We start from the raw sequence: 26,011 nt of genomic DNA, 5'->3' as shown, positions 1-26,011 counted from the left end.
AATGAAGGTGATCATACATAAGATTAAAAAAGACCTGTTCCGTTATAAGGCAGGCGCTGGTCTTGGAGCTTTTGTGAAGGCATTCCTCTCGATACCAGGCTTCAGGCTGATTTTCACAAAAAGGATCTGCGAGCATACCAGTGCGTTGAATCCGATTGGAATTGTAGCGAGGCTTATGTATAAATGCACAAGCATTCGGTTTGGACTTCAGATACCTCATAGGGTAAGAATTGCACCTGGTCTCTACATCGGTCACTACGGCAACATTGTAGTCAATATGGGTGTGCAGATCGGAAAGAATTGCAACATTGCTCAGGGAGTCACAATAGGTTCGACGAGCAGGGGGAAAAAGAAAGGAACTCCTGTAATTGGCGACCGGGTCTGGATTGGAGCCAATTCTGTAATTGTCGGAAACATCACCATTGGCAATGATGCTTTAATCGCGCCCCTGAGTTTCGTTAATTTTGATGTCCCTCCACACGCCCTCGTAATGGGTAATCCTGCAAAAGTTATTAATATGTCAGGGAGCGAAGGGTACGTCAACAATATACTTGACTAGCATCTCTGTACAATCCGTAGGCTCGAAACGAACAACCTTCTCCACCTGAGTTTCAGAAACTCTCTGATTTCAATCGAAGAAATTCAGTTGAAAAACTTTTTGTAAACGCCTCTCGCCCCCTTGAGTTCAAATGAGTAGGATCAGAAAAACTGTCAGCATCGCCAGCACTGACCTCATTAAATTCGATGTAAGGCACATTTCGCTGTGTCAACATTTCGTCGATTTCTGCCTGAAGGGCTGAATAATTCGACGTGTTCTTCAGACTAATGCTGAGTTCGGGAGCCTTATACGCAACGAGATAGATATAGTTCGCTTTACACAGCTGAATAATCTTCAACAGGTAAGCGACATCTAAATCGTCAAATGATCGCTCTTTTGCTTCTCTATCAGCAGACATTTTATTCCCTCCTTCTTCAAAAGACTCCCCGGGAGGTCCGCCAAATGTCTTGTCAAAACCAGACACGTGCTGCTTACTAAACTGGTATCGCCTGACCACTTCCTTCGGTGAGAAGTACTTATTGAATTTGAAATATCTGATGTCTGGAAGGTACTCCCATAAGAGTCTCTCTTTTGCATCGAGATAGGGGTAAAGACTGTTCGCGACAATGCTGTCGCGCCAGTATGGAAGGAACTGGTAAGTATGGAAGGCATTACTGAAGTTTGCCTTTGAATCCAGAGAATATATGTCTACCTGGAGAAATAAGGTATCTATCACATTCCCATTTGCAAGAAACAAATACAAAACAAGAAAATTATCCACATAACCTGATCCGTTTGCTCCAAGGTTAACTCCTTTCAATCCAAGAAGACTATTCAGGCTTACCATGTCGAACGATGAGTACGCCCTGCTTGAACCAAGAACGCCATAGTCATACTTTCTGTCCTCGAGCTTCAGTGCCCAGGCACGCTTGTTGGTCTTATCGTCAAAATATTTTGTTTCCGCGAAATACCAGTCGCAGAACCGTCCCCAGCAAAATATAAAGGCTATCAATATGCCAACTCCTATTGCAATGTTTCTAATAAAATGCTTCAATGCTCATCGTTTAAAACTGGAAATAAATGAATGACTGAGGATTCACATATGCACCAAAAAATAGTATCAGGATAACTATTGCCGAATATACCGTGTACCTGGTAAAACGGCTATTTGACCAACGAGCAAATGGGACTTCACTTTCCCTGAACAACCATTCAAAAATGATCAGGACAATTATTCCCATGAAGAGCAGACCAACACCAATACCCGTCTCATTAATGCCACCTCCAGGAGAAAAAATCAATTTAATGTATGACCACGCTGAAGAAACATTGGCCGCACGAAAAAATATCCACGCAAAACAGACCTGTGCGAACGTGAGTACGATTTGGAACAATTCCTTGAGTGAGGGAAAATACCGGCCGTTAGCAACTGTATCCATATTTCGCCGGTTGCGATCTGTCAACAATAATGGAAGGAAATAGAGGGCATTCAATCCACCCCAAACAATGAATGTCCAATTGGCACCATGCCAGAAGCCACTAAGCAGGAATACAACAAAGGTATTTTTAACAGCGGACCAGCGTCCATTTCTCGAACCTCCCAGTGGAATATAGACGTAGTCCCTGAACCACGTTGTAAGAGAAATATGCCATCGCCGCCAAAATTCTGCAATGTCCCTCGCAAAATACGGCGTGCGGAAGTTAACCATCAGACGGAATCCGAATAAACGTGCAGTGCCAATAGCGATGTCGGAATAGCCAGAGAAATCGCCATATATCTGAAAAGCAAAAAAGAAAACACCGAGGATCAGTTCGGCACCGCTTGCCTGATCCTGATTCCGAAATACCGCGTTGACAAAAATTGCGCAGTTGTCGGCAACGACAAGTTTCTTGAACAAACCCCATAAGATTAGACGCATTCCATCTGAGGCCTCAGCATAGTTGAATTGCCTCTTTACAAGGAACTGAGGCAACATATGTGTTGCCCGTTCAATCGGTCCGGCAACCAGCTGCGGAAAAAAACTGATGAACGCGAAATAGCCTATCAAGTCTGTTACCGGTTCCAGCTTTCGACGGTAAACGTCGATGGTGTAACTAAGTGCCTGAAAGGTATAAAAACTAATACCTACGGGGAGCAGTACGCGGAGCGAGCTAATCTCCAATCTCTTGCCGAATAACGTATAGGCCGATACAAGCGAGTCAGCAAAAAAGTTATAATATTTGAAGAACCCCAGAAGGCCGAGGTTCATAATTATACTAATTAGTAGTAACCACTTTCTTTTACGGGCATCCGATTCAAAGCCCAATGACCTTGCCACAGCAAAATCGATCCCTGCACTAAAGATCAGCAAAAATAAGAAACGCCAGTCCCACCATCCATAAAAAATGAAACTACTTACAACAACGAGAAGGTTCTGTAGTCTAAGATTGTTGTTCGTAATGAACCAATACAAAAAAAAGACTATCGGCAAAAAGATTGTGAACTCTATTGAGTTGAAGAGCATAAGGTTGTTATAAAATCTAAGTCTTCAAATAACATGCAGTGTACCATTAGAAGTGCATCAATAGCTATGTGGCACGTTTCCCAAATCTTAAAAATTGCCCCGTACTTTGCGACGCTTGTTTATTTAAAACGCTTTCGAACACGTCCTGAAGTCCCAACTCCATTTTCGCTATCGAGAATTCAGACATAACCTTAGCCCTGGCATTCTTCCCCAATTGTCGTCTGAACGCTATATTACTACACAGCATCTCAAGTGCGTTGTAGAGCTCATCATTGTCGCGTTCGGCAACAAGTAACCCCGTTACTCCATCAACAACCGCCATTGGTATTCCAGCGTGCCTGGTAGAAACCACAGACAGCCCGCAGCTCATCGCTTCGAGTAATGCGTTAGGAAGACCTTCCATGTTACCTGAATCGTCAGTCCTGCTATTCAATACAAAAACGTCGGATTTCTGCATGAAACTCCGAACTTCCCTGATCGGAAGAGAGCCATAAAAAAAAACTGAAGCGAAGAGAGTGTCAGGAACAAGAGCCCTGCATTCGCTTTCTTCTGGTCCCTCGCCTATGATATGGAGTTCAATGCTAGGATTCTGCTCCACCAATTTCAAGAAAACACGAATTAGATCAGGCACTCCCTTCTTGGCTACTAACCGACCCGAGTGAAGAATTCGCACCTTCGAATAAACGGCCGTTTCCGCCCTCTCTTGAAATTCATCCGTGTCAATACCATATGGAACGACGTGAACTTTACCCAGCCACCTTTGGAGCGCAAGGGTTTCGATCATGTGATTGCTGCAAAGAATAATTGCACTTGCATAATCAAATAGTTCTGGCAACTTATCCCGATATGCTCGCGCTTCGAGAGCGGCTGAGGCGTCTTTACCATGAAACGAAACAACTAAGGGTACGTTGCCTCGTTGCGCCAGTGACAACACATTTACTGCCGTCCATCCATAGTGCGCATGTATTAGGCTAATCTTGTTCCTCAAAAGGCGACGAAGAAATACTTCTCCATATGCGCCAAAGGGTAGCCGTATCCGAAGGAAAAACCTAAAAGATCTTGAAAGCACTCTATTCATCAATATGGATCTGGCTGGAATAGTTGCCCTATCAATATTCTCCAATGGAAATCCATTGCTATTTACGAACTTGAATGCCGCAAGAACTAAGTTGAATTTCTTGCCGAGGCCAACCACCTGACGATAAATGAAAGTCTCACTTCTTTCAAAAAAAGATCCATTCAAAATTAATATGCGAGAATCATTTGAAGTATTCAGCAAGGCCTGGTCTTTCATCACCAATTAAGATTACAAGCTTCTGATTATTAAACGTTCCTCATGCATGACAATACTGTTTGACGCGATAGAATCATGTATCAGGCAATTTGCTCCTACAATCACATTATCTCCAATGGTCACACCCTTAAGTATAATCACGTTGCTGCCAATCCAACAGTTCTTACCAATCTGGACGGGAGCAGTAGTGTACTTGTCGCCCTCCACTTTCAGGCCATTTGACGTATTATAGGCATGATTATGATCGTAAATGCGAACATTCTCTCCAAAGATAGATTGATCACCAATCTCAATCAGATGTAAGCAATTGATTGAACATCCATTGTTAAAAAACACTCCCGGACCTACTTTGAGGGATGCATTCTTGTATACTAAAAAAGTACAAAATCTGCGACAAGTAACTTTTTGAGCCAATTGAATCGCCGCGACCTTCCCTTTTGTGACAAACTTGAAATGATCGCCTGCCCTGAAAGAATGATGAATGAAAACGTTTGGCTTAGACCTTAGGATATTCATTTCATTTTTCTGCAATTGCCGAAGTACCAGGCGAAACAATTTAGAAATCCAAAGTCTGATAAAGTGCATGGAAGTCCGTTGTATACTCAGTTGATAAATTTAACAACAATTCTCTTGATGAAAGACAAAGGTTTTGTGCAAGCTAATATCAATTTCCCAGGAAGCGCAAACCAAGAAGTAAGGAGAAAGTATTCCAGAGGATATCTCAAAGACTCTGCCTTCCTGCTTTGTTCGATTATCCGCGTCGCATCTTCAGTCCGATTTTCCCAAAGTAGTGTCCGCAGAAGTTGGTCGACCTCTATGACAAACATTGATGTTGCTCTTGGATCGTCAATTGCAGCGTTTAAGTTGCATGCCTTCGCATACACTTTTGCTATCTTCATTCTTAGTCTGTTTCTGGAGGTACCTCCAGCATGAACTCTATAAATGAACAGCTCTCTATCAAGGCCATAAAAACTTGCTCCGTTTTTTGCCAGCCTAATCCAATATTCCCAGTCCTCACAGCCTACGACCAGCGCGTGCTCATTCTGGAATCCAACCCTTTCAATCCACTCCCTTTTTACCATCACTGACAAATTGGGAATAGGATTCCAGTCGTATAACATAATAAACATCTCGTGACCACTCACAGGACCTGCATGTATTTGGTAATGTTCCTGCAAAGAAGTTTCCTCGAAATATGTGACTCCGCTGGTGTATAGTACATCTCCAAGATGCGAAACCTCAAGCTGCTCAGTCAACTTGTTAGGGGGCCATGTGTCATCCGCATCTAAAAACGCCACCCAGTTCCCGGTCGCGTTTTGTATCCCAGTGTTTCTGGCAGCAGCCTGCTTCCTATTAGTCTGATTTACCAGCTTAATTCGAGAATCAAGTTTGACGTACCTCTCTACAATCTCCTGCGTAGAGTCAGTCGATCCATCGTTAACAACGACCAGTTCCCAGTCCTTACATGACTGTGACATCACCGATGACATCGAAGCTTCTATGTACTTCGCTGCATTAAAGGCAGGCATAACGATGGATATCAACGGCGACATTTTACTACTTTTTAGATCGAAATTTTCGTTTCAGCCTATCCAAATAGAAATCGAAATAGTAGCCAGCTCTGGTCATTGATGATGTTGTACTGAGGTATTTTCTAGTAATCATCCGCCATTCGGTTCTAAACTTATTAAAACCGGATCCGCTCTTCGAGTCTTCGTGGATCAAATAATGAGACAAAACAGACGAAACATGTCGAAATCTGGAAGACAAACTCAGCCTCAGCCAAAGATCCAGGTCCATTCCATAATGCAGGGTTTCGTCCAACAACCCGACCTTATCTAGTTCCGAACGCGGAAAGAAAATCGACGGTTGTGGAGGACAAAACTGCGGCCTCCAATAGCGAAGAAGGCTTGAGAATGTGGGGCAGTCTGGAGAGAGCAATACTTCCTTGCTAGTATTAGCATAGTGTACGACGCAATCACCAACTAATATATCTGTGGTCCCCTGTGCGTAAGCCTTTGCTATGTTCTCAAAACAACCTGGTTCATACCAATCATCGGCACCAAGCCAACTTACAATATCGCCAGTCGCCATTGCAAGGCCTTTATTAAGTGCATGCGATTGTCCTCTGTCACTTTCACTAACCCAATAAGCAAGATATTTTTCATATTTACGCAAAACCACGACACTCTCATCTAGACTGCCTCCATCTATCACAATATACTCGAGTTCCGAATATCCTTGATCTATGACTGACAGTATTGATCTTTCAAGAAACTTGCCTTGATTGAAACTAGGGGTAACAATTGAAATCTTCGGTTTCGCCATCAAACTCTTACTATCAAAATCAATACATACAAATTTTCAAAAACTCATCTATTTCCTTCTGAGGCCTAGACGGAATGCGTGGCGGATCGAGGTTTTCATTTAATAACTCAACAAATTCAGATTCATTACGATAAATATTAACTCCATCAGTACGGTGAAAAGACCTGGCGCTACCCTCGTCGGATATTATCGGAATGCCCGCTATCAATAATTCAGGAAATTTGGTAAGGGAGCCTGTGCTAAATCCTTGGCTGATAACTGCAGCTCTGCAGTTCATCATCTCATCGAAAAGAACATCATTCGAAACGCCACCCAATATAATAATTCCGCTAGACGTGAAATTAGAAAAAGCTTCAGTTCCAAATCCGATTACCTTGAATTGCGCTTTGGTAAGAAGCTTCGATTGCAAAACGGAAATCATTGTTAATAATGATTTCATTCGCTCTCTTGTTGGAGGATTTATTGCTGACCCAACGATCAAAAAATGCGTGCTCCGCCGCTGCTCCCTCTGCTCTCGAATTTTGGTTAACATTTCAACCTCAGAATCACTAGGAAAGAATGGCAGCAGTTTCGCCGGAATATCGAATAAATTAAGTAGCCATTGCTCCTCTTCAGAAATAACAAACACATCGTCGCAGTAACTCAAAGACTCAATCTCTGTTCTTAGCCTTGCTGTAGGTTCCTTACTGTGCCACTTAAATTTCTGAAAAGGAACAAGAGATTCAATATTATGGGGACACGCAATTACCCTTTTAGCGAACTTTTTTTTCAGAACATAAGGGGTCAATAAGTAGCCCGGAAGATTTGATTCCCACATGCAAAATCGAGCACTTTCTATTTCAGCAGTTAAGCTACTCGTTAACGCTAGCAAAGATCTGTATCGTGTTGCTTCAAATATTCTATCACGAAACGTGGAAGCTGCAAGTCCATTGAAATTCTCAGAAAGCTCAGGAAGGCAACCAATTCCCGCCAGCGCATTACCCCAGCCAATTGGTTTATTGAACACATTGTCGAAAGAGCATTTTATTAAACGGTAATTCCATTTGGAAGAAAGAGCTGCCTTTAACTGTGCTGTCCTTTTTTCTCCACCATGTCCATCGGAACGAGCATCAAAAACGCTAAAACCCAAAACGTCTCCAAGTTGAACCATGATAGTTGTTGAAAGATGACTGTTACCTTTTAACCAAGTAAATGGACTGGCCCCGTATTTCAGTTTCTATTATCTCTTTGTTAATCCGAACTCGTTCGTGTTTGATCAGGCACATTGGCATATGCTTTTGAAACCATTGGCTATAGTGCATTTCCAACAATGAGGGAAACAACATTATTTCAAAATTTGAATTATACATAAGAAACGCCCTAAGCAAATATGCTTCATTCCAGGACCGCCCCTGTTTCAGCCACTCAATTGGATATTCAAATGGAAAGAAGACATCATGAAAATGTATAATCACACCAGATTTCAAGACCGGTAAAACTTTAAAGAAAACAAAGTTGACATCGCTTTGATACTTGGCGACATGCGATGAATCGATGAACAAAATATCACCTGCATTAAGCGCTTCAAAACGCGAAAGTTCCACGGACTGAACAGTGTTCACAATTACCGAACACTTGTCTTTGGGTGAAATGAGGTTATTTAATCGATTTTCCGGATATGGTTCAATGAAGGTCAAATCCACCGAACCATCTAAAAACTTTTCGTTAGTATCGAGCATTGCTGCAGATGAGAAGCCTGAACCCACTTCAATCATTTTTGAAGGACGAAAATGGCGCATCACCATGCTCAAAAAAATACCATCAGAAAAACTAAAGTAATCATTGTTGTAACGGTACCTGAATGTAGAAGTACCATCCACGGGAAAGAGAGAGTCTGAATACAAAGGCGCGATTCGCTTAAGAAGGTCGAATTGTTGTTCGACATTTAGTTCTATTCCGCCGACAACATCACTGTAGTCAAAGGAAGCATTTGTTTCAATGCTCTCTTTATTTACCACTGGAGAATAGAAATGACCCGGCTCATATAGGCCCTTTTTCCACACCCCCAACTCGCTACGAAGTTTGGTGTTTGCTTTGTAGACCGGCAAATTCGCTTTAATCAATTTAACTAACTTTCCAATCATGAATTTGTATTCTCAACGCAAGTTACCAATGTATTTAGTCCGTTTTTAGCAAAGTATTGCCTCGCTTCACGCAGCCCCGTCGTCGGTCGCAATTTAAATCCGGTCAATTTGCTAATAACAGCATCCGCGAACGGTATGCGCGCGATAAAACCCGGCAGGGAGTAACTAAAAGCATTCTGTCTGTAAACTCGTGACAATGCCACAAGTTGCTCCTTGCCAATTTCGTGATGTGAAGACGTCTTCAAGTACGTCAAGTTGCTATGTAACCATTTGAGTAGAGTCTTATAAGTCCGTGGATTCAATTCTGTGCTCGTTTGAGTCGCTTGGGAGTCATGGATCCTCCAATATGCAAGATACTCTGGTACGTGCAAAACATTGTACCGCATACTTGCACGCATAGCCCATTCAAAGTCAGCTATGCTGCCGTGATCTTCCAGGAATAGTCCGATATCATCAAAAACACTTTTTCTTATTAAAAGCTGCGTCATAGAAGTATATACGGTGCGTATAAAGGCATGCAGAATACCGTCATGAGGAGCGTATCTAATATGCATCCTGCCTATGTTGTCGTCGAAAAACTTGGCAGCAGGAAACATGCTCCAATCGTAGTTGGTAACCGCCAGTCCTCGATCGTTGATAATTCTGAGGTTGCAGTGCGCCAGTTGACAATCGGGATACCTTTCAAGGGATTTTCTTAATCGTAACAATAACTCAGGCATCATTGTGTCATCACTTGGCGCAATGTATACAAAATCTCCTTTTGCTTGCTTTATGCCCTCATTCCATGCATTGTAAATTCCCTTCCTAACGCGTTGCGAAACAATGAATCTGTGATCCCGGGATGCATAATCCTGAAGGATTTCCCAAGAGCCATTCTCAGAATGGCCGTCAATCACAATACACTCCCATTCTTTGTCAGTCTGATTTATGATGCTCGCCAACCTTTCAATAAGAAAACGGTGATCTGTATTTAAGTTGGGAAGAATAATGCTTACCATCGTCTATTCAGTGTTTCAGTCATCAAGGGTTCTCACCACTTAATATTTTCTCATACAGTTGACTAAAGTTGTCCGCTTGTTTCTGGCTATTGTATTTTCTAACAGCATCTGCCGCAATAGCACTGCGATCAAATTTCTCGTATAAAGTAAAAAAACGTTTTATTGCTTTTCGTAAACCATCTATAGACAATTCCTTGCTAAGGACGCCATTAACTCCGTCCGCAATCGACTCTGAAATCCCCCCGACGGCGTATCCAACCACCGGTGTTCCAGTCATCAACGCCTCTAGCATTGTGTTAGGCAGGTTGTCCTCCAGTGATGGTATAATAAAAACATCAGCCGCGGCGTAAACAAGGCTCATTAATCGCTCATCTGTTATTTTTCCCAAAGACAAATGCGGCAAATCGACCGACAATTGATTCTCAAGTCCACCGACTGTGCATAGGAATAAATCATCAACTCCACCGCCCTCCAACGCTGCCACTAACAATTCAAATCCCTTTCTTTTAATAGCTAACGATTCAGCCACAAACACCGCTACAACTTTGTCAGTCGGCAGCCCAAACACTTTCCTAGCGGAAAGCTTATCCTTTTCATTAAAAATTTTTGGACTAATACCATTAGGAATAATGTAATGTGGAAATCGACCTAGGGCAGCGCTACTTGCTACCTTTTCTCTCATCCACTCGTTTAGAGCTACTACGTGGATATTCGAAGTAGATCGCAAAGCATTCACCTTAACTTGAAGGTTTCTATTTAGAATCTCATTTTCAAGCTTGGTCAAGGTTCTTGTTCTCGCGTGACCATTGTCGTCGGCGCCGATAAAAAGTCCTTCATAGTGCAGCCCCCCAGAAAACGGAGCGATATCATGCAAAGTCCAAACAACAGGCTTTCTATTCGCTGCAAAGAAACTTGCATAATCTAAGAAGTCGGCAACCCAATGCAAATGAACAATATCGGCAGCCTTATACTGATCCGTCTGTGTTATGTCTATGTCTGCACTTGGTAAACTGAAATATTCGACGTCTGAAAAGGAATGCTTCAATATATCTAACCTCTTCAATTCAGCACTTCCGCTAATTTTGATCCTTCGAAAACCCGCCCTAAAAGCGATCTTGTCAAGAATAGTAGATATTGATGACTCTTCCTCTCTTTTCACCCTATGAACTCCCTCATGAAAAGAGGTGATGTTCTTAACAATAACTGAAGATTCAATCAATGCTAGTCGTCTTAGCGCGTCATGAAGCCGCAGGCAAGCGATGCCTGCACCTCCGCTGTCCAATGTACTTACATGCACGACTTTCAACATGCTACTACATTATGAACCATAATTCTTAAGCAGTGTATTAACAGAAACCAGGTGATCCAGCGAATCCGCGTCCTTTAAATAATTAAGAATTTTACCCCCGTTCGTATAGTCAATTGCCGCAAACGAGGTCTTCAATGTATGAGCGAACAATACTGCGTGAAAACGCATACAGATGTTGAAGCGCGACCTCATCATTGAAGCAACAATTGAATCCACGGTTGATAGGCGTTTGTTGTAAGAAACGGGTACATCTTTAAAGTCAGAAAAGTACCTATCAAGAAACACCCGTGAAAAGTCTCGGTCGTCGTTGCCCACAGCGAAGTTGTGCATATGCTCAAAATATATTTCATCAACGTTCAACTCCTTCGCCTTACGTTTTACGTAGTTTGCAAGAGCGAGCTCAAATTTCTCCTTCTGCTCGGCAAATTCTTGTTTTGATAGATGTGCATTGTACTCGTATGTCCACTCACGCAGATAGCAACGAAGTATGTTGTCCTGTTTCACATCGATCCGGCGAGCATTAACAAAACGCTTTGCCGGATCACTAACAACCTGAATCTCCTTGCCTATGCGAAGCGTGTCCTTTGCGTAGTTCGCACTTGCCTTATCTCTTAGCTTGATAACATCAGAAAGTCTAAGTATTCGCTTAACAACCTTCCTATATTTTTCAAAGCTCAACGGTCCCAGGCCGCAGCCGTATACAATCGTCAGAGCTCCATATTTTTTCCCAATCTCAAACCCTCTCAAAGGAATACTTAATTCTTCAAGATCCATAAGTGGTCCGCCTCCCATTACTATAACATCAGCCTGACTGCAGGCAACAACGAAATCCCTGCTGTAAGCAGCGACCACGGTTCCCTCAATTTGCAACTCTTGAAGGGTTCTTTCAGTAATAAATGGGAATATGCTCGCAACCTCAAGATCAAAAAATCTGTAGTGAGTCTCCCTTAGCTCTTCAACAATTCCACCAAGAATGGCTTTATCTCCTACTGTTTCTGTACCATACCACCCCAGTATTAATACTTTTGGCCTGGTTTTCGATTTGGATTTCTCACCAACAATACAAGTGTTGATCCAATTAAAAGTCTTAGAATCGAGTGATAAATGGCGTTTCCAAAACGTATCTTTCTTTATTAAAAACTTGCCTTCTGATGTAAACTGATCGTGATAATCATGTATGCAGGAGTCGCAATAGTTTTTTAGAATCGTACGTTTCTCATCAAGATTGTCATAGTAAACCTGACTGCTGTCACCTAAAAGGCCACTTCCGATAATTTTAGACTTCGGAGCACAGTAGGCAATTTCGCCTCTGGAATTTAACACCATACCACCTTTCTGATAGGGGCATTCTATTAAACGCTTCCCTCCCATCAGCTGGTTAATTATACTTTTGTAGGTCCTTAAATAAAGAGGATTCTTTTCATAGTTAAACATGAGTTTATGAAAGAACAGTAACAAGTGGTAAGTCTCGTCTGCGTCAAAGTTTCGAATGACCGTCAAGTCCTCATTGTAAAGTCTCTTAATGAACTCTGCAATTCGAAATCTTGCTTTGTACCCTCTCTTCTGCACAAAGAAAAGGAGTTCGTCAACGTCCCAAACATTTACAGTTGATATTGTGCATCCAATTGTAGTATCAATCTTCTTGTTAAAGTATTCCAGAACACGAATGGCCGACTCAAAATTACCCTCCCGCCGTCTAACTGAATCATGTACAGTACCTACACCGTCAACCGAGACCATCATTGAAAATGATATGGATCGATCAAGGCAAAGGCGATGTATCCTATCGATTCGTTCTATAACATCATCTGATTTAATGGCATTCGTAATTATGCTTAAGCCCTCAAGTTTAGGAAGTGCGTCAATAGCGGCTGCGTAAAGTTCGTGGATATCAGCTCGCAATGTCGGTTCACCACCCGTGATTCCAATCGCTCTCACCTCACTGAACAGATCATTGCTTAGAATGTTATAAAGGTCCTTTGGTGTTATCTCATAGTCCTGCTTCTGTTGCCATATGTTGCACATCACGCACTTCGAATTGCAGATGTCATTTGCATTAAGATTGATCACAGAAGGTTTATCCTGAATTCGATTTGCGCGTAAAAAAGGTCCTGATTTATTGAACCGTTTATAGTCACGCCAAAATTTCACATTTTGTCCCGGTTTGCTGGACATCATGCGGGACTTAAATGCCTTTACAAGTTTTGAAATCCTCTTCATCGCTTTTGCCTTTACCTCATCACTCATTAAACCAAGGGTTTCCGGGCAATCCAGCAAAGGTTGGCCGCGCTTCTATTCTTATTCCTGGTTATAAACTCAAATACAATAGCCGCAAGGTTTAGCATGCCAACAAGTGGCGATAACAGTAAGGCACGACGTACACTGAAGTATTGAGCTTTTCCGGGTCTTCGACTTGATAACATCCAGTCCATAGCCATGGAAAATGCAAACGCCCGATAAATGCTGCCATTACCGAAAACCTCGATCTCTGAGAAGCCGGCATCCATCATTAATTTCTGAACCCCTAAATCGGTAAATCTTCTAAAGTCGTATGGCTCAAGGTGGACCGGACTTATGTGGGGAACAGAGCCGACAATAAATCCACCAGGTCTCAATACTCGAAATACTTCATTGACTGCCTTTTCTGGATTTATAACATGTTCCAAAACCTGGTTGCTTAAAACGACGTCAGAAGATTGCGACTGCATTGGAAGGTCTTCAGCAAGGCCATATAATTGTTTTATCTTTCTATGCTCTTTATGCGGTAAACTTTCCTTTAGGTCAACAGCTATGTAATTTTCAGAAAGATGCCCGAAGATCGGATAATAAGGGCTTCGACCAGCTCCCACATCAGTCACAGTATCAACCTTGCCTATTCGCTTCGCTTGTTCACGTAGAAATGCGTTAATGTGCACAACATTGTGATAATTGAACGAGAATATTGTGTTATGCGGATGCTGGCCCAAAATCAACGATGTTAGCCGTTTTTCTATCCGCTCCGTCAATTTTCGTGTCTGTTTTTTCATTCCACACGCTAAGTTATAGGCAACCTGGCCAGTTTCTATTTCGATACACCTTCTCGGCGTTACTTTTGACTAAACCAACTCCGAAGCTGTCCGTACAATCCCTTCGGTTGTCGACTAGTTTCTATTCCCGAAACGGCATGCAGGTACGCCTTATCAAAATCCTTATCCACTTTCGTGTCTCTAGGATACTCTCCGTTCTCTGGCAAGTTATAAGTCTCACCTTTAAACCATTTTGGCACTGTCTCATGATGGGTCCCTGCCGCATCAAAGCCAATATTAGTTACCAAATTTACAGACGGGATAAGACACACCCCATTTCGTATTAGGCGTGCGAAGGTCCACTGGTAATCCCAAGTGTCAATTTCCCCCTTATAGAGTTTATCATAAAGAATCTCGCGATCCTTTCGATGTTCTTTTGGAAAAAACTGTAAAACTCTTTCGCGCACCTGTAAGTCCGACCAGGCACTAATTGTCTCATCATAGTTCTTCCAGCATCTCCTCCAGGTTGCCCATCCCCAAATCGTCCCGAAATAACTAAAGTGCCCCCGCTGTTTATTCTCCTTCCACTTACCCAACAAATTATGTCCAGAAATGTGCATTACTGCCTCGTTGTTCCTGTATGCAGCCAACCTCTCCGAACAAAATTCAAAAAAACTCAAACGGGGCACAGTATCGTCCTCGAGTATTATGCCCTCAGTAACGTTGTCGAAGAACCATGAGATAGCACCGCTAACCGCCATTTTGCAACCCAAATTTGCAGGTCGAAAAAGAGTATGCACTTTACAATCCCAGCTGACTTCGGAAACGATTTTTTTAACATTGGCGCATTTCTCTATATCGTCCAAATTGCCCTCACGTGGACCATCGGCGGCAATATATAGTTTAGCCGGTCTGAGTTGTCTTAAGATCTCAAAGACTTTGGACGTCTTCTCAGGCCGATTAAACACTACGAATAGAATCGGTGTCTCGAACGCTCCAATCATATCATTTTTATAAGAATGCCCCACGCAAGATCATTCTTGCAAACAAACCGACAACGCCAAGGTAATTCAAAGAAAATCTACAGTTGAATTAATGTTCCATCTATACCAAGTGACTCCATTTTGCATTGACTGCGACAATATTTTGAAACTGAAATATTTCGTTAATCGCCGAGTGTGTCCGCAATGGTATCAATCGATTTGAGCCTAAACGGTAAAACTCATACCCCTGTAGTAAATCATAAAAGTCCTTAAGAAAGACTCTAGAATAAACATTGCACTCACCAAATTCAAATTGAATAACTCGAATCGACCCGTTGTTTAACATTCTAGCGCTCCCTTTCAAGACTTCATACTCATGCCCTTCTGTGTCAATCTTCAACAGATCAATACAATCAAATTGTTTCATTTCACAAAAACTGTCCAAAGTCGTGAACTCCGTGTCGATTGCAACAACACTTTTCAACTTATTCGAATCCGAAAAAACGCCTTTGTGAACGGATGCATGCTCAGAACTCGGATCATCTGAATATGAAAACATAGTTTTCGACTCAGGTGTAGATCCAAGTCCAAGAGGCACTGGATATATATTGGCTCTATCGTTTTCAGCACCCTTAAAACTTTCAACTAGTTTTTGATAAGCAGTAGGATTCGGCTCAAACGCAAAGATGCGGGCTTCAGGGAACTGTGAACTCAGCAGAATCGAGTAGTTTCCTTGGTTTGCACCTACATCTAAAAAAACGAGTTTGCGATTTGCTTCAGGAAAAAGACTTGGTAAGAAACTATTTACAAAATACAATTCTCCTGAAATCGCCGGAGTAGAATAGTTCAGGATGCCCCTTTGATTCAAAGCTACCGGCAAAAGGTCGATAGAAAATAGGTGCGCGACTCTTTTTAAAAAGTGAATCACGGATTCTTTGCTAAAAGTTGCACGAAGGATCCTTCGAATTAGATTCTTGATTCCTGACATTTAAGAGATCTCCAGTTTATGCCTTACTAATACTGTCTTACCCTGCCAACCAATTGGATAATTTACGCCAGTGCCATAAAAATCGCCGTTGACAACGTCCAAATGTCTCCCCAATGTTAGCCAATCCTGGATCTCACCGCTTCCCTCGATAAACAGATTTAGATCGTATTGTCCTTCTGATAACGGAAGTTCAAACACTGTGAAATCAATGTGGCCTTGGTCTTTTAATTTAATATTAGATTTGACAGCAAGTTCACTTGAAAAAACAATTAAGGGGTTCAGATCTTTTTTAATAGCAATGCTTATCCTGCAATTTGTGAACGTCGTGTTTGGATCATTGGCCTTGTAATGAAGCCTGATTACCGCTGTCATACCCGATCTAAATGATTTTAACGATTTGCCGCTTTCATCAAGAAAGGATATTTCGACAAATCTTAAACCTCCAACACCTCTACGATCCTCAAGGTCAGCAATGCCAATAGTCGATGCCGAAGTTGAATCGTTGAGATATTCCTCAAGAATTTCCTGTGTTTTTCCGAACCGTGTTATTCTCCCATTGCTCATAAGAATACTCCTAGGACACAGGTTTTCAATTGCCGCGAGATTGTGACTAACAAAAAGCACTGTTCTACCGCTACCCTCGCTAACACTTTGCATTTTGCCCATTGCTTTTTTCTGAAACTCCGCGTCACCGACAGCCAGTACTTCATCAACAATGAGAATTTCAGGTTCTAAGAATGCAGCGACAGCAAACCCGAGACGTACCATCATACCTGACGAATACCTCTTTACGGGCGTATCGATATATTTCGCTACTCCTGAAAATTCAACGATTTCTTTAAACTTCCTGTCAATCTCAACGCGGCGCATGCCGAGAATTGTTCCATTCATGTAAACATTTTCGCGACCTGTCATTTCAGGATGAAAACCAGTGCCAACTTCAAGCAAAGAGCTTATCCGTCCGCGAATTCTTACTTCACCCAACGTAGGTGCAGTAATTCGCGACAAGATTTTTAGCAATGTGGATTTTCCAGCTCCATTTTTACCAACTATCCCAATTACCTCGCCCTGATCAATACTAAAATTGATGTCTTGCAAGGCCCACACAACCTCACCATTCTTAGCGTTCTCTTTTCGGTTGTTTACACTTGCAATCTTGACATAAGGATCGTCTAGACCGCGAACACCCGCCCACCAACGATTCAAATCATGCATTAGCGTCCCCGTACCAACTGTTCCAAGCCTATACAGTTTGCTAACACTTTCAACTTCAATTGCTTTTCCCATAGCATTTCTACACGGTGTCCATGAATGTCCGTTCTACACGATTAAATAGAACTACACCAATAAAGCCTAAAACCAAAGAGACAATCAGTGAATATCCAAGTCCAATCCACGACCATTCACCAGTACCAAGAAATGCATGACGAAACGCTTCGACTATTGGTGTGATCGGATTCAATTCGATATAAATTCGATACTTTTCAGGAATAGCCGACATTGGATATATGACTGGCGTCGCATACATAAGCAGCTGAACGCCGAATTGAATTAAAAAAGTTAAGTCGCGATACTTGCTAGTTAGCGAAGTGAATATAATTCCGAGAGCTAAGCTCAGACCGGCCATTAACAGCACAAGTAAAGGGACTAGCCAGATGTACGAGTTTGGCGTGATTGTCGAATCTTTGAACGAAAAGAAAAAGAATACGCACAAGAAGAAAAGCATTTGCACGAAAAACTTTAAGAGCCCAGATAAAACCTTGGACACAGGTACTATTATTCGCGGAAAATAAACCTTCCCAAATAATCCTGCACTTTCTTTAAAAGTTCGTGATGTAGTAGAAAACACCTCGGAGAAGTAATTCCAAAGCACTATACCGGCACTGTAAAATAAGACTCGCGGAACACCATCGGTGGATATACCAGCGATTCCACCAAAAATGACGATGTATACGATTGTTGTGAGTATAGGTTGGATAAAAAACCAAACTGGTCCTAAAATCGTCTGTTTGTATAAGGTAACAACATCCCTCTTAACAAACATCATTAATAAATCACGATAGCGCCAAACCTCCCTCACGGGGAAATTTAGCAATGGCGTTTTTGACACTAAAATCGTATCCCAGGACTGATTGATTGTTGGCTTATTCCCCATCTGCTTTTAAGTCACCTTTTTAATCAGCGTAATATCCTCCTCCGAGGTTTTTATTCTTTAACCCATATCCGTAACCATATCCGTAGCCGTATCCATACTCATACCCATATCCATACCCCATTCCAGACTTACGCAGGTCGTTAAAGAGGATGCTTACTTTGGACAGTTTCCCAGAGGAATAATGCTCTTCAACAGATTTCAATATCGAAATCGGCGTAAAATTCTGTCGCACCAAAAAAATCGTATGATCGGAATATTTTGAGATCACAAACGCATCTGCCACAAATGCTAAAGGTGGCGTATCTATGACAATACAATCAAATCGCAGCTTAAGCTCATTCATTAGCTCATCCATCGCAGGACGAAGCAATAATTCGCTTGGATTAGGTGGAATCGGACCACCAGAGATCAAAGATAGGTTTTCAATAGCCGATTGCTGTACGATCTCGTCTACGGTAGCCATTCCGGACAAATACTGACTAAGGCCTCTATCATTCTTCAATTTCAGATCCTCGGAGAGTTTGGGGCGTCTAAGATCGGCACCTAATACCAAAGTCCTCTTGCCTCCAATCGCAAGAATTGATGCCAAATTCAAAGTTGTAAATGATTTGCCTTCGCCGGGAATAGACGACGTTACTAGAAAGACCAAACTTTTGTTTGCGCCCGTAAAGTAGTGGAGATTAGATCTCAGTGCCCTGAACGACTCAGCTAGCGCTGATCGTGGTTTAGAAACAACAATTAATGGGTCTTGGCTATCATTATGACCAACAGCACCTATTAGTGGTGCTGTTGTTATTCTCGTAATGTCGTCTGTAGATTGAATCTTTCCATTCAGCACTTCTAACAAGAGAAATATTAACCCAGGCAACAAAACTCCAATCCCTGCGAATATACCATAAATTTGCCCTGTCTTTGGTGAAACATAAGATCCAGCAAGCGGCGGATTTACCACTACGATGTCTGACGTCGTCGACGCTTTTGAAAGCCCAGCTTCGGTTCTTTTTTGCAATAAGAAAACGTAGAGATTTTCTTTTAGACTGTAGTTGCGCTGAATCGTTACGAGCTCGCGTTCTGATCGTGGTAATTTTCGTAACTGGCGATCCACAACTTCGATCTGGTCGGAGATATAGTCGATGTTAATTTTTTCGGTGCGTCTACTATTTTCTATCGCCTTTAACAACTCCTCCTTGAGAAATGCATAACGTCTTTGAACATTTTGCATCAGGGGGTTTTCCTCTGGACGTGATATTTCCTTATTGGTTCGATACACCGCCATTTGGCTCTGCAGCTCAATTATCTGAGTTATTAGCTGAGCGACTATGTTATCTGCAATTCCAACACTTGAGGGTGTAAAAATCCCCTCGTACTGATCATTGTTTAGTAATTCAGTTATGTATTTATAATAATTTTCATTCAGCCGATACTGAAATTTCTTGTCTTCAAAACCTTGTATCTTCAGATACAATCGATTGGTCTCTGCGTCCAGTCCAGTAATGACATTGCGGTCTTTGAAATTTTCAACCTTGTCTTCAAAAAGTTCAAGGGAATCTCCAGTCACAACCAGTTGTTGGTCCAAAAACTTCATGGCCATCGTTGCAACCTTATTTTTTTTATCGATATCGTATGCCTGGTATTGTTCAATAAAACTGTTCAAAAAATCAATCTCCTTTTGCGGCGTTGGGCCGCTTATATCGAGATTAACAACTGACGCACCGACCGATGCCCAATTCGCATTTATCCTTTTTGAATATTGAATTGCAAGGGACAATGGATTATTAAATTTCAGAATGAATTCCTTACCCACCAGGCTGGCCAGCCTACTCGAGTCTGCCTGAACAAATAGACGAAAACCATTGACCTTCAAGGTGTCATTAAAATCCAAGTCCGGAAATTCAACATCATCACCGCGTTGGCTTTGACCCTCCGAAATGTATTGAAGGGAAAATGACGTTTTATCTATAACTCGAAAATACATCGAAAGTCCATAAGGGGACTTTTGACTAGGCAGCACATGAAATTTAATCGGGAGCTTGGAGTCATAATACTCCGTATTGACAATATCACCCTCACGAAACATTGAAACATTAAAGCCCAGATCCTCTACGACCTGTTTCAATAGAGGATACGACTTCATTATGTATATCTCGTTATAAAAATTCCTATACGGGTTTATCAGCGTATTATCGTATAAGAACTTAGCCCCTGCGTTTTCCTCGCTTTCCTTAATAATAATTGAAGCTTGTACCGGATAAATCCTAACCGTATACCGGACGATCAAGAATGCAATCGTAAGACAAGCAAATAATGACAGCAGAACGACGTACCAGTATCTTATGATACGATCTAAAACGCGCTTGAAGTTAACCTGCGGCCCCTGACTGGCGTTGGACCCTTGCAGCTCTGGACCAGATAACTCGTTTGTCATCATCTTTCTGCAAGCGTAATGATCAATAGAACAAATGAAATCGTTGTGGTAATGATTCCGAGATTACCAACAAAATACTTCCTGAATGTACGCTGTTTAAGAGGAGGTACAACTATCACGTCATTCTGTTGGACATAGTAATACTCAGACTCCAGAAATTTTTCTTCTAGCAAATTAATATAGTATATATCCACTTTTTCTTCGTTCTGGCGGATCACCTTTACATGAGTTCGATCAGCCAATTCTCCAAGTCCCCCAGCCAGGCCAATAGCCTCTGACATCGTCAGCCGAGTATTAGTAGCGATCACTGTTTGCTCACCATTAACTTCACCTAGAACAGTAAAGCGAAAATTGAGCATTCGGACCCTAACCGTAACGTTAGAAATAAATGTAGATGCAACGCGCTGAAGACTGTCTTCAGCCTCAAACAATGTCAACCCGCCAACCTTAATTTTACCCAATACAGGATATTCAACTTCGCCATCCTTATTTACCAGAATACCGTTTGCGGCAGCGGCACTTGCATTGCCAGTCCTAGACTGCGGGCTAATTTTTGACAAGAAGTCAAAAAGGTCATTTTCATCCGTTAGTGTTTCAAATTGCACACTAAGTAGATCCAACGGTTGAATTCGATATTCACGAATCTTAAGTGCATGAGATCGCAAAATAGAATCTTTGGGCACTTTATCTCGATGCTTCAACTCGTCCCCATTCTGATAATAAACCAACTTCTTCGCTGGCACACACGCCCCAAGTAACCAAACACATAAACCAAGAAAAAGAACCAGACGGGCCATCAAAAGATCAGTAAGTCAATTTTCCAAAGGTGGCAAATATAGTAATTAACTGACATGTACGACCGGAGCGTACCACGCAGATTGCCGCATTTTATGCAAGCTAATAACCCCAGGGTTAATCTTCTGATTGTCAGTGTAAAAAAGAAATACGGACTAAATACCCGCCTTCGTTTGCGCAACAATTCCCGATCTGAGAATGGCGAATAGCTTCTCAATCGGCCTGAAACACTACATGAATCAGAGTGAGTGTGGAGTGTGAGAGCGAACTAGGAACAGAGTTTGGTCTCTAACGCTTTACCAGCTTGCGGTGGTGCACCTTTCGATCGCCACTGGATATCGTCGCCAGGTACAAGCCCGGCGGGACGTTCGTAAAATCAAACTCAAGGTCGCCGCCATGGCCCTCATATTCCGCGATGGTGTGACCCGTCGCGTTCCGGACCAGTATGTTTACCGTCTCGCTCTCCGACGTCCCTGTGGTCAACACCACCTTCCCGGTCGTCGGGTTCGGGTAAAACCCAATACCTGACTGTTCCTCCTCTATGCCCATAACGCTCATGGTCGTCGCGGTTGAAAGTTCTGAGCGGCAGTCAGCAAACAAGGTCTGTACCTGGTAGTCGCCGGATTCGGTGACCTCCAGCGTGGCACCCAGGGCGCCGGGCATAGCGACACCGTTGCGATACCATTGATTGCCAAACTGTGAGTTGGAGGTGAGCGTATTGCCTTCTACGGTTATAGAGGGCGTTTGCTGGCCGTGACACGTTCCAACGAGCCTCAGCCCAACCTGATAACCGGTCTCGTGGTCGAGGTGTTTGAACGTATTAAGGTTGCCGGTGGCGAGGTTGAGGGAGAACAAGGTACCCCATCCGTTATCGCCTAAACGGTTCGTGGCGCCGAAAAGCCGGCCCTGGAACGGATACAGTGCCGTGAAGGGAAAAGCTCCGTCGGCACCAGTAAAAGTATGCAAAACGCGGTAGCCCGAGCCATCGATGTTCATGGTGAACAGGGCGCCGGCAAAGTCCGACGATGACGATGTCGTCACCATGACACCAAAGATCTGATCGCCCAGAACCGTAAGGGGCGCGGAAACCGCGAGGTCCGAAGGCATCTCATGAAGCATACGCTTGTCTGACCCGTCGAGCTTCATCGAGAATACGCCATTGTCAGCGGCATAGATTCGGTCGTCGGGTCCGATCGTCATTGTTGGCATGTAGGCTACGGCCTGGTTCCTATGAAGAACCTCATAGCCGCCGTCAATTTTTGCTCTGTAGATTAGTCCGCGGTTCGCAGTGCCGCCGCTTCGGCAACTTCCATACACCCAGCCGTTATTTACAGTTATATCTTCGAATGGCATCGCACCGTCCATTACGCTAAACCCACGGATTATCTGCGCTGCGGTTCCATCAGACGCGCCGCGAAGGATACAAGCAAGTTGCAGTTGCACCGAAGGATGGCCGATCCAATACCAGTACCCATCGTCTCCCCGTACCATTTGGGAAATGGGACCGTTGGACCCGGCGGCAATCTTCTCCGTGACAAATTCGACCGAGCCGTCAACGGCAGAAACCTTGACGAGCGAAGCTTTGTCAAACTCGTTCCTTTGGTTGGCAAGCATGTGCATCCGGTATTCATCGATTTTGGAGAGCACAGTGGGAGAAACGGCGAGGGATTTATCGTCATTAAAATTGTAAACCGCGTCACCCTGACCGTTATGAATGCGATATAAGTTTCCTGCCTGGGTTGCACCTCCCATAGAGAACAGGAGAATATCCAGGTTGCTTGCATCACCGATAAATGAGAGTTCACCGACGCTGGGGTACGGAAGGTCGTAAACAATGTCGAAGCCGGTGCCGTCATGGTTCATTTTAAAAACTACGCCTGTGTTAAACGCACCGCCCTCACTTGTGGCGCCATACAACAATAGGTCCGGTCCTTCACGAACTCCATGGAGAGGCATCCCTGTTTTGCTATCAAAATGGTGAATGATTTCGAACTCAGAGCCATCAGTCGCGCAACGGTACGCATAGCCGCTATTTGAGGTACTTGCATCCAGGCTGGTTCCATAGAGATACCCGTCGGATGCTTCGATGAGGTCTCCTTGAATAAAATTATCAAGTTCATGGAGGGACTGGTAGCCGGTGCCATCGGCGTTGATGCGGAACAACATGTAATTGCTGGAATTCTCGATGCGTGCAATAGAGTAAAGCAGGTCGTCGGTGCCTCGGTGCAGATGTATTGGATTTGCAAGATTTTCATCGTGCAGACTAAAGATCTCCTTGAATCCTGTTCCGTTAGTCGCCACCTTATAAATGCTCCCAAGGGAGTTCTCCCCTATCACCTGGGTTCCGTAAAGAAAACCGTCGGAGCCAAGAATCAATGACATTCCATCAGGGAAGTATGTGGAGGCAGAGGGAAAATCTAACAGCTTCCTATAGTGGGTACCGTCACCGTTGATCCGGTAGATCACACCAGATCCATTGCCTCCACCCAAAAAGGTGGAACCATAAATGACGTTGTCCGCATCTATTGTTAAACACGTATTGGTGAAACCGTCCTGATCCGCCGTGCTGCCGTTTCCACTTCCAAAGCCGTGCAGCTGTTCATAGTCACTTCCATCGGGCCTGATCCGAAAGAGGCCACCCTGGTTCCCCCAGTCGGCGAAGTTGTACAGGTAACCATTCGGCGCCAGCACGTTACGCTGCCGTGGTGTATTTAGCGGTACTCCAAAGTTCGAGCTTGCCGTAACGTTCGGGTTAGCCGCAGGACCTATACGAAGCACCGTTCCGCCATTGAGCTTTCCGCCATTGGCCGTCACAGCAAAGATCTCAGGCATCGCCTGTGATGAAGCATAATGACCAGCCGCCAGCAGAAATACGATCAGCAACAGTCGCCTGACCGCGGGCGCTGAACAAAAGACCGTCAGCCGTCGGTTGCTGCTACCTGATGATGATCCTTGGTATTGAATGTTTCGCGTAAAATGTTCAGTGCTACTCGGGAAAGAGGCAGGGTGGAAAGTATGTAAGTGCATACAACGATGGTTCAGGCAATAAAACAAACGAATACGAGCTTAAGAAATTATCCCGGAACGAAAAATTAAGAATTAAGAGTTAAGAATTATGATTACGTGCCGGCCTTTCGGCCGCCGTTTCCAGGGCCAAAGGTCCTGGTTTGTATTACGGCGGACAGCCGCCAGGTAATTCATATTTTTTAACTCTTAATTCTTAATTCTCGTCTGGTCCTTATGCTTCCAGTCATCGTTCAGGTAACACTCTTGCTGATTTTTTTTCACACTTCCGGTCAGCCTGCCCTGAATTTTCCAGCGGGAACGTCTTGCCAGGATTTGCACACTGTTTGCCTGCGTCGAACCGATTAATGGCATCATCAATAAGAAGAATAGAACGTTTGAATTCTATGAGAAACTCTTATCTCGAATACTACCAGCTGATCCTTCAAAAGGTAAGCTTCGATCGCAGACTATTTACCAAAGAATACTTCAAAGCAATAAAGTGGTTAAATCAGAATCAAAGGATAAAGCTCGACCAATGGATCGGATCGATGGGGCTCGGGCACCTGATGACAGCGTCTGATGAAACTGATGAAGGGAACAAGATCACAAAGGCAGATGGCGATAGGTCGAGCGGCTACAACAAATCTGCAGCGTAGAGAATGTTGAACTTAATGAGTAGGGCCGCCGCGAATAAAATGCAGGGTCGGGAGGCAAGGGAGTTTTAGAGTTTTCGGGAGGTGCGTTGATTTGAGAGGTCTGTACGGTTGCTATAGTTGTTTTTGGACAGCTCGCGCTTCGTAGACTGTTTAATTCCGAGACAGCGCGGAGCGCCGCAGGCAGGGGAGACTGCGGCTTTGCTTTCCCACACTTTAAATTCTTTTGCTGACTGTATGAAGCTAATGTGCAGGGCCGCCGCGAATAAAATGCAGGGTCGGGAGGCAAGGGAGTTTTAGAGTTTTCGGGAGGTGCGTTGATTTGAGAGTTCGGAACGCTTGCTATGGTTTTATTTTGATGGCTTTGTGGTCATAGCTGGGTTAATTCCGAGACAGGGGAGACTGCTTCTTGTCTTTCCCAAACTTTAAATCCTTATAGCGAATTGAGTTCATATTTTATTTTTGTTTTCCAGCATTCTATCGTTGGAGACGCGACGAAGTCCGTGCTTTAAACTTAAGACGTTGAAATTTATTAGCAGTCCGGTCCTGTAATTGCCAACACGGAGATAAGTCATGATCTGGTTATAATGAACTCGTCTCAGGTCTTCGACGCTCTTCACCTCTACAACGACTTTATTATCTACGAGCAGATCGATACGGTAACCCTGCTCGATCAAGATGCCATCAAATTGAATTGATAAGTTTTTTTCTTCTTCAACAATCCAACCGTCATTCACCAATAAAGAAAACAACATCTTACGATATGCCGTTTCCAACAGGCCAGGACCAAACCGGGAATGAATTTTTATCGCCATGGCAATTATTCTTTCAGTTATGTCCTGGTCTTTCATCAACCGAAGGTTGGAATAATTTGTCGCAGGCTAAAGAATTGATCCACCGGAATACC

At 43.3% G+C, this 26,011-nt stretch carries 22 protein-coding genes; 2 read left to right on the top strand and 20 right to left on the bottom strand.

Features of this window, described 5'->3' with window-relative positions; translation table 11 throughout:
- The first annotated feature begins 1 nt into the window (after position 1).
- Entirely contained in the window at positions 2-559 is a 558-nt protein-coding gene (locus WBG78_RS07220; RefSeq protein ID WP_337325723.1) for a serine O-acetyltransferase, read from the top strand.
- 52 nt (positions 560-611) lie between these two features.
- Here WBG78_RS07220 and WBG78_RS07215 read toward each other — a convergent pair whose 3' ends face one another.
- The 19 genes from WBG78_RS07215 to WBG78_RS07125 form a co-directional block, all read right to left on the bottom strand.
- Positions 612-1,592 carry a hypothetical protein gene (locus WBG78_RS07215; RefSeq protein WP_337325722.1) on the bottom strand — a complete coding sequence of 327 codons (981 nt, stop codon included), beginning with the start codon at positions 1,590-1,592 and terminating at the stop codon, positions 612-614.
- 10 nt (positions 1,593-1,602) lie between these two features.
- Positions 1,603-2,787 (bottom strand): MBOAT family O-acyltransferase, encoded by a 1,185-nt coding sequence (locus WBG78_RS07210; RefSeq protein WP_337325721.1) that lies wholly within the window; start codon positions 2,785-2,787, stop codon positions 1,603-1,605.
- A gap of 319 nt (positions 2,788-3,106) precedes the next feature.
- The gene (locus tag WBG78_RS07205) at positions 3,107-4,285 is read right to left on the bottom strand and encodes a glycosyltransferase (protein WP_337325720.1); all 1,179 of its coding nucleotides are present in this window, start codon (positions 4,283-4,285) and stop codon (positions 3,107-3,109) included.
- Positions 4,286-4,348: 63 nt separating this feature from the next.
- Complete coding sequence (locus WBG78_RS07200; RefSeq protein ID WP_337325719.1) at positions 4,349-4,852, bottom strand: acyltransferase; 504 nt, start codon at positions 4,850-4,852, stop codon at positions 4,349-4,351.
- An 86-nt stretch (positions 4,853-4,938) separates the two neighbouring features.
- The gene (locus WBG78_RS07195) at positions 4,939-5,889 is read right to left on the bottom strand and encodes a glycosyltransferase family 2 protein (protein ID WP_337325718.1); all 951 of its coding nucleotides are present in this window, start codon (positions 5,887-5,889) and stop codon (positions 4,939-4,941) included.
- A 4-nt stretch (positions 5,890-5,893) separates the two neighbouring features.
- On the bottom strand, positions 5,894-6,664 hold the full coding sequence (locus WBG78_RS07190; protein ID WP_337325717.1) for a glycosyltransferase family 2 protein: 771 nt from the start codon (positions 6,662-6,664) through the stop codon (positions 5,894-5,896).
- 19 nt (positions 6,665-6,683) lie between these two features.
- Positions 6,684-7,814, bottom strand: coding sequence for a hypothetical protein (locus WBG78_RS07185; protein WP_337325716.1), 1,131 nt, complete (start codon positions 7,812-7,814; stop codon positions 6,684-6,686).
- Positions 7,815-7,836: 22 nt separating this feature from the next.
- The gene (locus WBG78_RS07180; RefSeq protein ID WP_337325715.1) at positions 7,837-8,787 is read right to left on the bottom strand and encodes a class I SAM-dependent methyltransferase; all 951 of its coding nucleotides are present in this window, start codon (positions 8,785-8,787) and stop codon (positions 7,837-7,839) included.
- Positions 8,784-9,785, bottom strand: a complete 1,002-nt coding sequence (locus WBG78_RS07175; RefSeq protein ID WP_337325714.1) for a glycosyltransferase — start codon at positions 9,783-9,785, stop codon at positions 8,784-8,786. The genes WBG78_RS07180 and WBG78_RS07175 overlap by 4 nt, the downstream gene beginning before the upstream one ends.
- 22 nt (positions 9,786-9,807) lie before the next feature.
- A complete protein-coding gene (locus WBG78_RS07170; protein ID WP_337325713.1) occupies positions 9,808-11,094 on the bottom strand; it encodes a glycosyltransferase in 1,287 nt (428 codons plus the stop codon).
- Positions 11,095-11,103: 9 nt separating this feature from the next.
- Positions 11,104-13,341, bottom strand: coding sequence for a polysaccharide pyruvyl transferase family protein (locus tag WBG78_RS07165; protein ID WP_337325712.1), 2,238 nt, complete (start codon positions 13,339-13,341; stop codon positions 11,104-11,106).
- Complete coding sequence (locus WBG78_RS07160) at positions 13,341-14,120, bottom strand: class I SAM-dependent methyltransferase (RefSeq protein ID WP_337325711.1); 780 nt, start codon at positions 14,118-14,120, stop codon at positions 13,341-13,343. The genes WBG78_RS07165 and WBG78_RS07160 overlap by 1 nt, the downstream gene beginning before the upstream one ends.
- Before the next feature lie 59 nt (positions 14,121-14,179).
- Entirely contained in the window at positions 14,180-15,103 is a 924-nt protein-coding gene (locus WBG78_RS07155; protein ID WP_337325710.1) for a nucleotide-diphospho-sugar transferase, read from the bottom strand.
- A gap of 100 nt (positions 15,104-15,203) precedes the next feature.
- Entirely contained in the window at positions 15,204-16,070 is an 867-nt protein-coding gene (locus tag WBG78_RS07150; RefSeq protein ID WP_337325709.1) for an FkbM family methyltransferase, read from the bottom strand.
- Positions 16,071-17,357 carry an ABC transporter ATP-binding protein gene (locus tag WBG78_RS07145; protein ID WP_337325708.1) on the bottom strand — a complete coding sequence of 429 codons (1,287 nt, stop codon included), beginning with the start codon at positions 17,355-17,357 and terminating at the stop codon, positions 16,071-16,073.
- 7 nt (positions 17,358-17,364) lie between these two features.
- The gene (locus tag WBG78_RS07140) at positions 17,365-18,225 is read right to left on the bottom strand and encodes an ABC transporter permease (RefSeq protein WP_337325707.1); all 861 of its coding nucleotides are present in this window, start codon (positions 18,223-18,225) and stop codon (positions 17,365-17,367) included.
- Positions 18,226-18,244: 19 nt separating this feature from the next.
- Positions 18,245-20,653, bottom strand: coding sequence for a polysaccharide biosynthesis tyrosine autokinase (locus WBG78_RS07135; RefSeq protein ID WP_337325706.1), 2,409 nt, complete (start codon positions 20,651-20,653; stop codon positions 18,245-18,247).
- Complete coding sequence (locus WBG78_RS07130; protein WP_337325705.1) at positions 20,650-21,447, bottom strand: polysaccharide biosynthesis/export family protein; 798 nt, start codon at positions 21,445-21,447, stop codon at positions 20,650-20,652. The genes WBG78_RS07135 and WBG78_RS07130 overlap by 4 nt, the downstream gene beginning before the upstream one ends.
- Before the next feature lie 286 nt (positions 21,448-21,733).
- Positions 21,734-24,472 carry a choice-of-anchor tandem repeat GloVer-containing protein gene (locus tag WBG78_RS07125; RefSeq protein ID WP_337325704.1) on the bottom strand — a complete coding sequence of 913 codons (2,739 nt, stop codon included), beginning with the start codon at positions 24,470-24,472 and terminating at the stop codon, positions 21,734-21,736.
- 383 nt (positions 24,473-24,855) lie between these two features.
- Here WBG78_RS07125 and WBG78_RS07120 point away from each other — a divergent pair, with 383 nt between their 5' ends.
- On the top strand, positions 24,856-25,107 hold the full coding sequence (locus WBG78_RS07120) for a hypothetical protein (RefSeq protein ID WP_337325703.1): 252 nt from the start codon (positions 24,856-24,858) through the stop codon (positions 25,105-25,107).
- A 446-nt stretch (positions 25,108-25,553) separates the two neighbouring features.
- Here the strand turns inward: WBG78_RS07120 and WBG78_RS07115 are convergent, their stop codons facing one another.
- Positions 25,554-25,955 carry a GxxExxY protein gene (locus WBG78_RS07115; RefSeq protein WP_337325702.1) on the bottom strand — a complete coding sequence of 134 codons (402 nt, stop codon included), beginning with the start codon at positions 25,953-25,955 and terminating at the stop codon, positions 25,554-25,556.
- Between the last annotated feature and the right edge of the window lie 56 nt (positions 25,956-26,011).

The sequence above is a fragment of the Chryseolinea sp. T2 genome, from assembly GCF_037203685.1.
In the GTDB taxonomy this organism is placed as follows: Bacteria; Bacteroidota; Bacteroidia; order Cytophagales; family Cyclobacteriaceae; genus Chryseolinea.
This window is presented reverse-complemented; position numbering and strand designations above follow the sequence as displayed.

Bases quoted from the DNA above. Each gene is read 5' to 3' on its own strand.
- WBG78_RS07120 (WP_337325703.1), top strand. From the start codon at position 24,856: ATGAGAAACTCTTATCTCGAATACTACCAGCTGATCCTTCAAAAGGTA.
- WBG78_RS07160 (WP_337325711.1), bottom strand. From the start codon at position 14,120: ATGAAAAAACAGACACGAAAATTGACGGAGCGGATAGAAAAACGGCTA.
- WBG78_RS07185 (WP_337325716.1), bottom strand. From the start codon at position 7,814: ATGGTTCAACTTGGAGACGTTTTGGGTTTTAGCGTTTTTGATGCTCGT.
- WBG78_RS07135 (WP_337325706.1), bottom strand. From the start codon at position 20,653: ATGATGACAAACGAGTTATCTGGTCCAGAGCTGCAAGGGTCCAACGCC.
- WBG78_RS07190 (WP_337325717.1), bottom strand. From the start codon at position 6,664: ATGGCGAAACCGAAGATTTCAATTGTTACCCCTAGTTTCAATCAAGGC.
- WBG78_RS07175 (WP_337325714.1), bottom strand. From the start codon at position 9,785: ATGGTAAGCATTATTCTTCCCAACTTAAATACAGATCACCGTTTTCTT.
- WBG78_RS07115 (WP_337325702.1), bottom strand. From the start codon at position 25,955: ATGAAAGACCAGGACATAACTGAAAGAATAATTGCCATGGCGATAAAA.
- WBG78_RS07145 (WP_337325708.1), bottom strand. From the start codon at position 17,357: ATGGGAAAAGCAATTGAAGTTGAAAGTGTTAGCAAACTGTATAGGCTT.
- WBG78_RS07220 (WP_337325723.1), top strand. From the start codon at position 2: ATGAAGGTGATCATACATAAGATTAAAAAAGACCTGTTCCGTTATAAG.
- WBG78_RS07125 (WP_337325704.1), bottom strand. From the start codon at position 24,472: ATGCACTTACATACTTTCCACCCTGCCTCTTTCCCGAGTAGCACTGAA.
- WBG78_RS07200 (WP_337325719.1), bottom strand. From the start codon at position 4,852: ATGAATATCCTAAGGTCTAAGCCAAACGTTTTCATTCATCATTCTTTC.
- WBG78_RS07180 (WP_337325715.1), bottom strand. From the start codon at position 8,787: ATGATTGGAAAGTTAGTTAAATTGATTAAAGCGAATTTGCCGGTCTAC.
- WBG78_RS07210 (WP_337325721.1), bottom strand. From the start codon at position 2,787: ATGAACCTCGGCCTTCTGGGGTTCTTCAAATATTATAACTTTTTTGCT.
- WBG78_RS07195 (WP_337325718.1), bottom strand. From the start codon at position 5,889: ATGTCGCCGTTGATATCCATCGTTATGCCTGCCTTTAATGCAGCGAAG.
- WBG78_RS07170 (WP_337325713.1), bottom strand. From the start codon at position 11,094: ATGTTGAAAGTCGTGCATGTAAGTACATTGGACAGCGGAGGTGCAGGC.
- WBG78_RS07150 (WP_337325709.1), bottom strand. From the start codon at position 16,070: ATGTCAGGAATCAAGAATCTAATTCGAAGGATCCTTCGTGCAACTTTT.
- WBG78_RS07155 (WP_337325710.1), bottom strand. From the start codon at position 15,103: ATGATTGGAGCGTTCGAGACACCGATTCTATTCGTAGTGTTTAATCGG.
- WBG78_RS07140 (WP_337325707.1), bottom strand. From the start codon at position 18,225: ATGGGGAATAAGCCAACAATCAATCAGTCCTGGGATACGATTTTAGTG.
- WBG78_RS07165 (WP_337325712.1), bottom strand. From the start codon at position 13,341: ATGAGTGATGAGGTAAAGGCAAAAGCGATGAAGAGGATTTCAAAACTT.
- WBG78_RS07130 (WP_337325705.1), bottom strand. From the start codon at position 21,447: ATGGCCCGTCTGGTTCTTTTTCTTGGTTTATGTGTTTGGTTACTTGGG.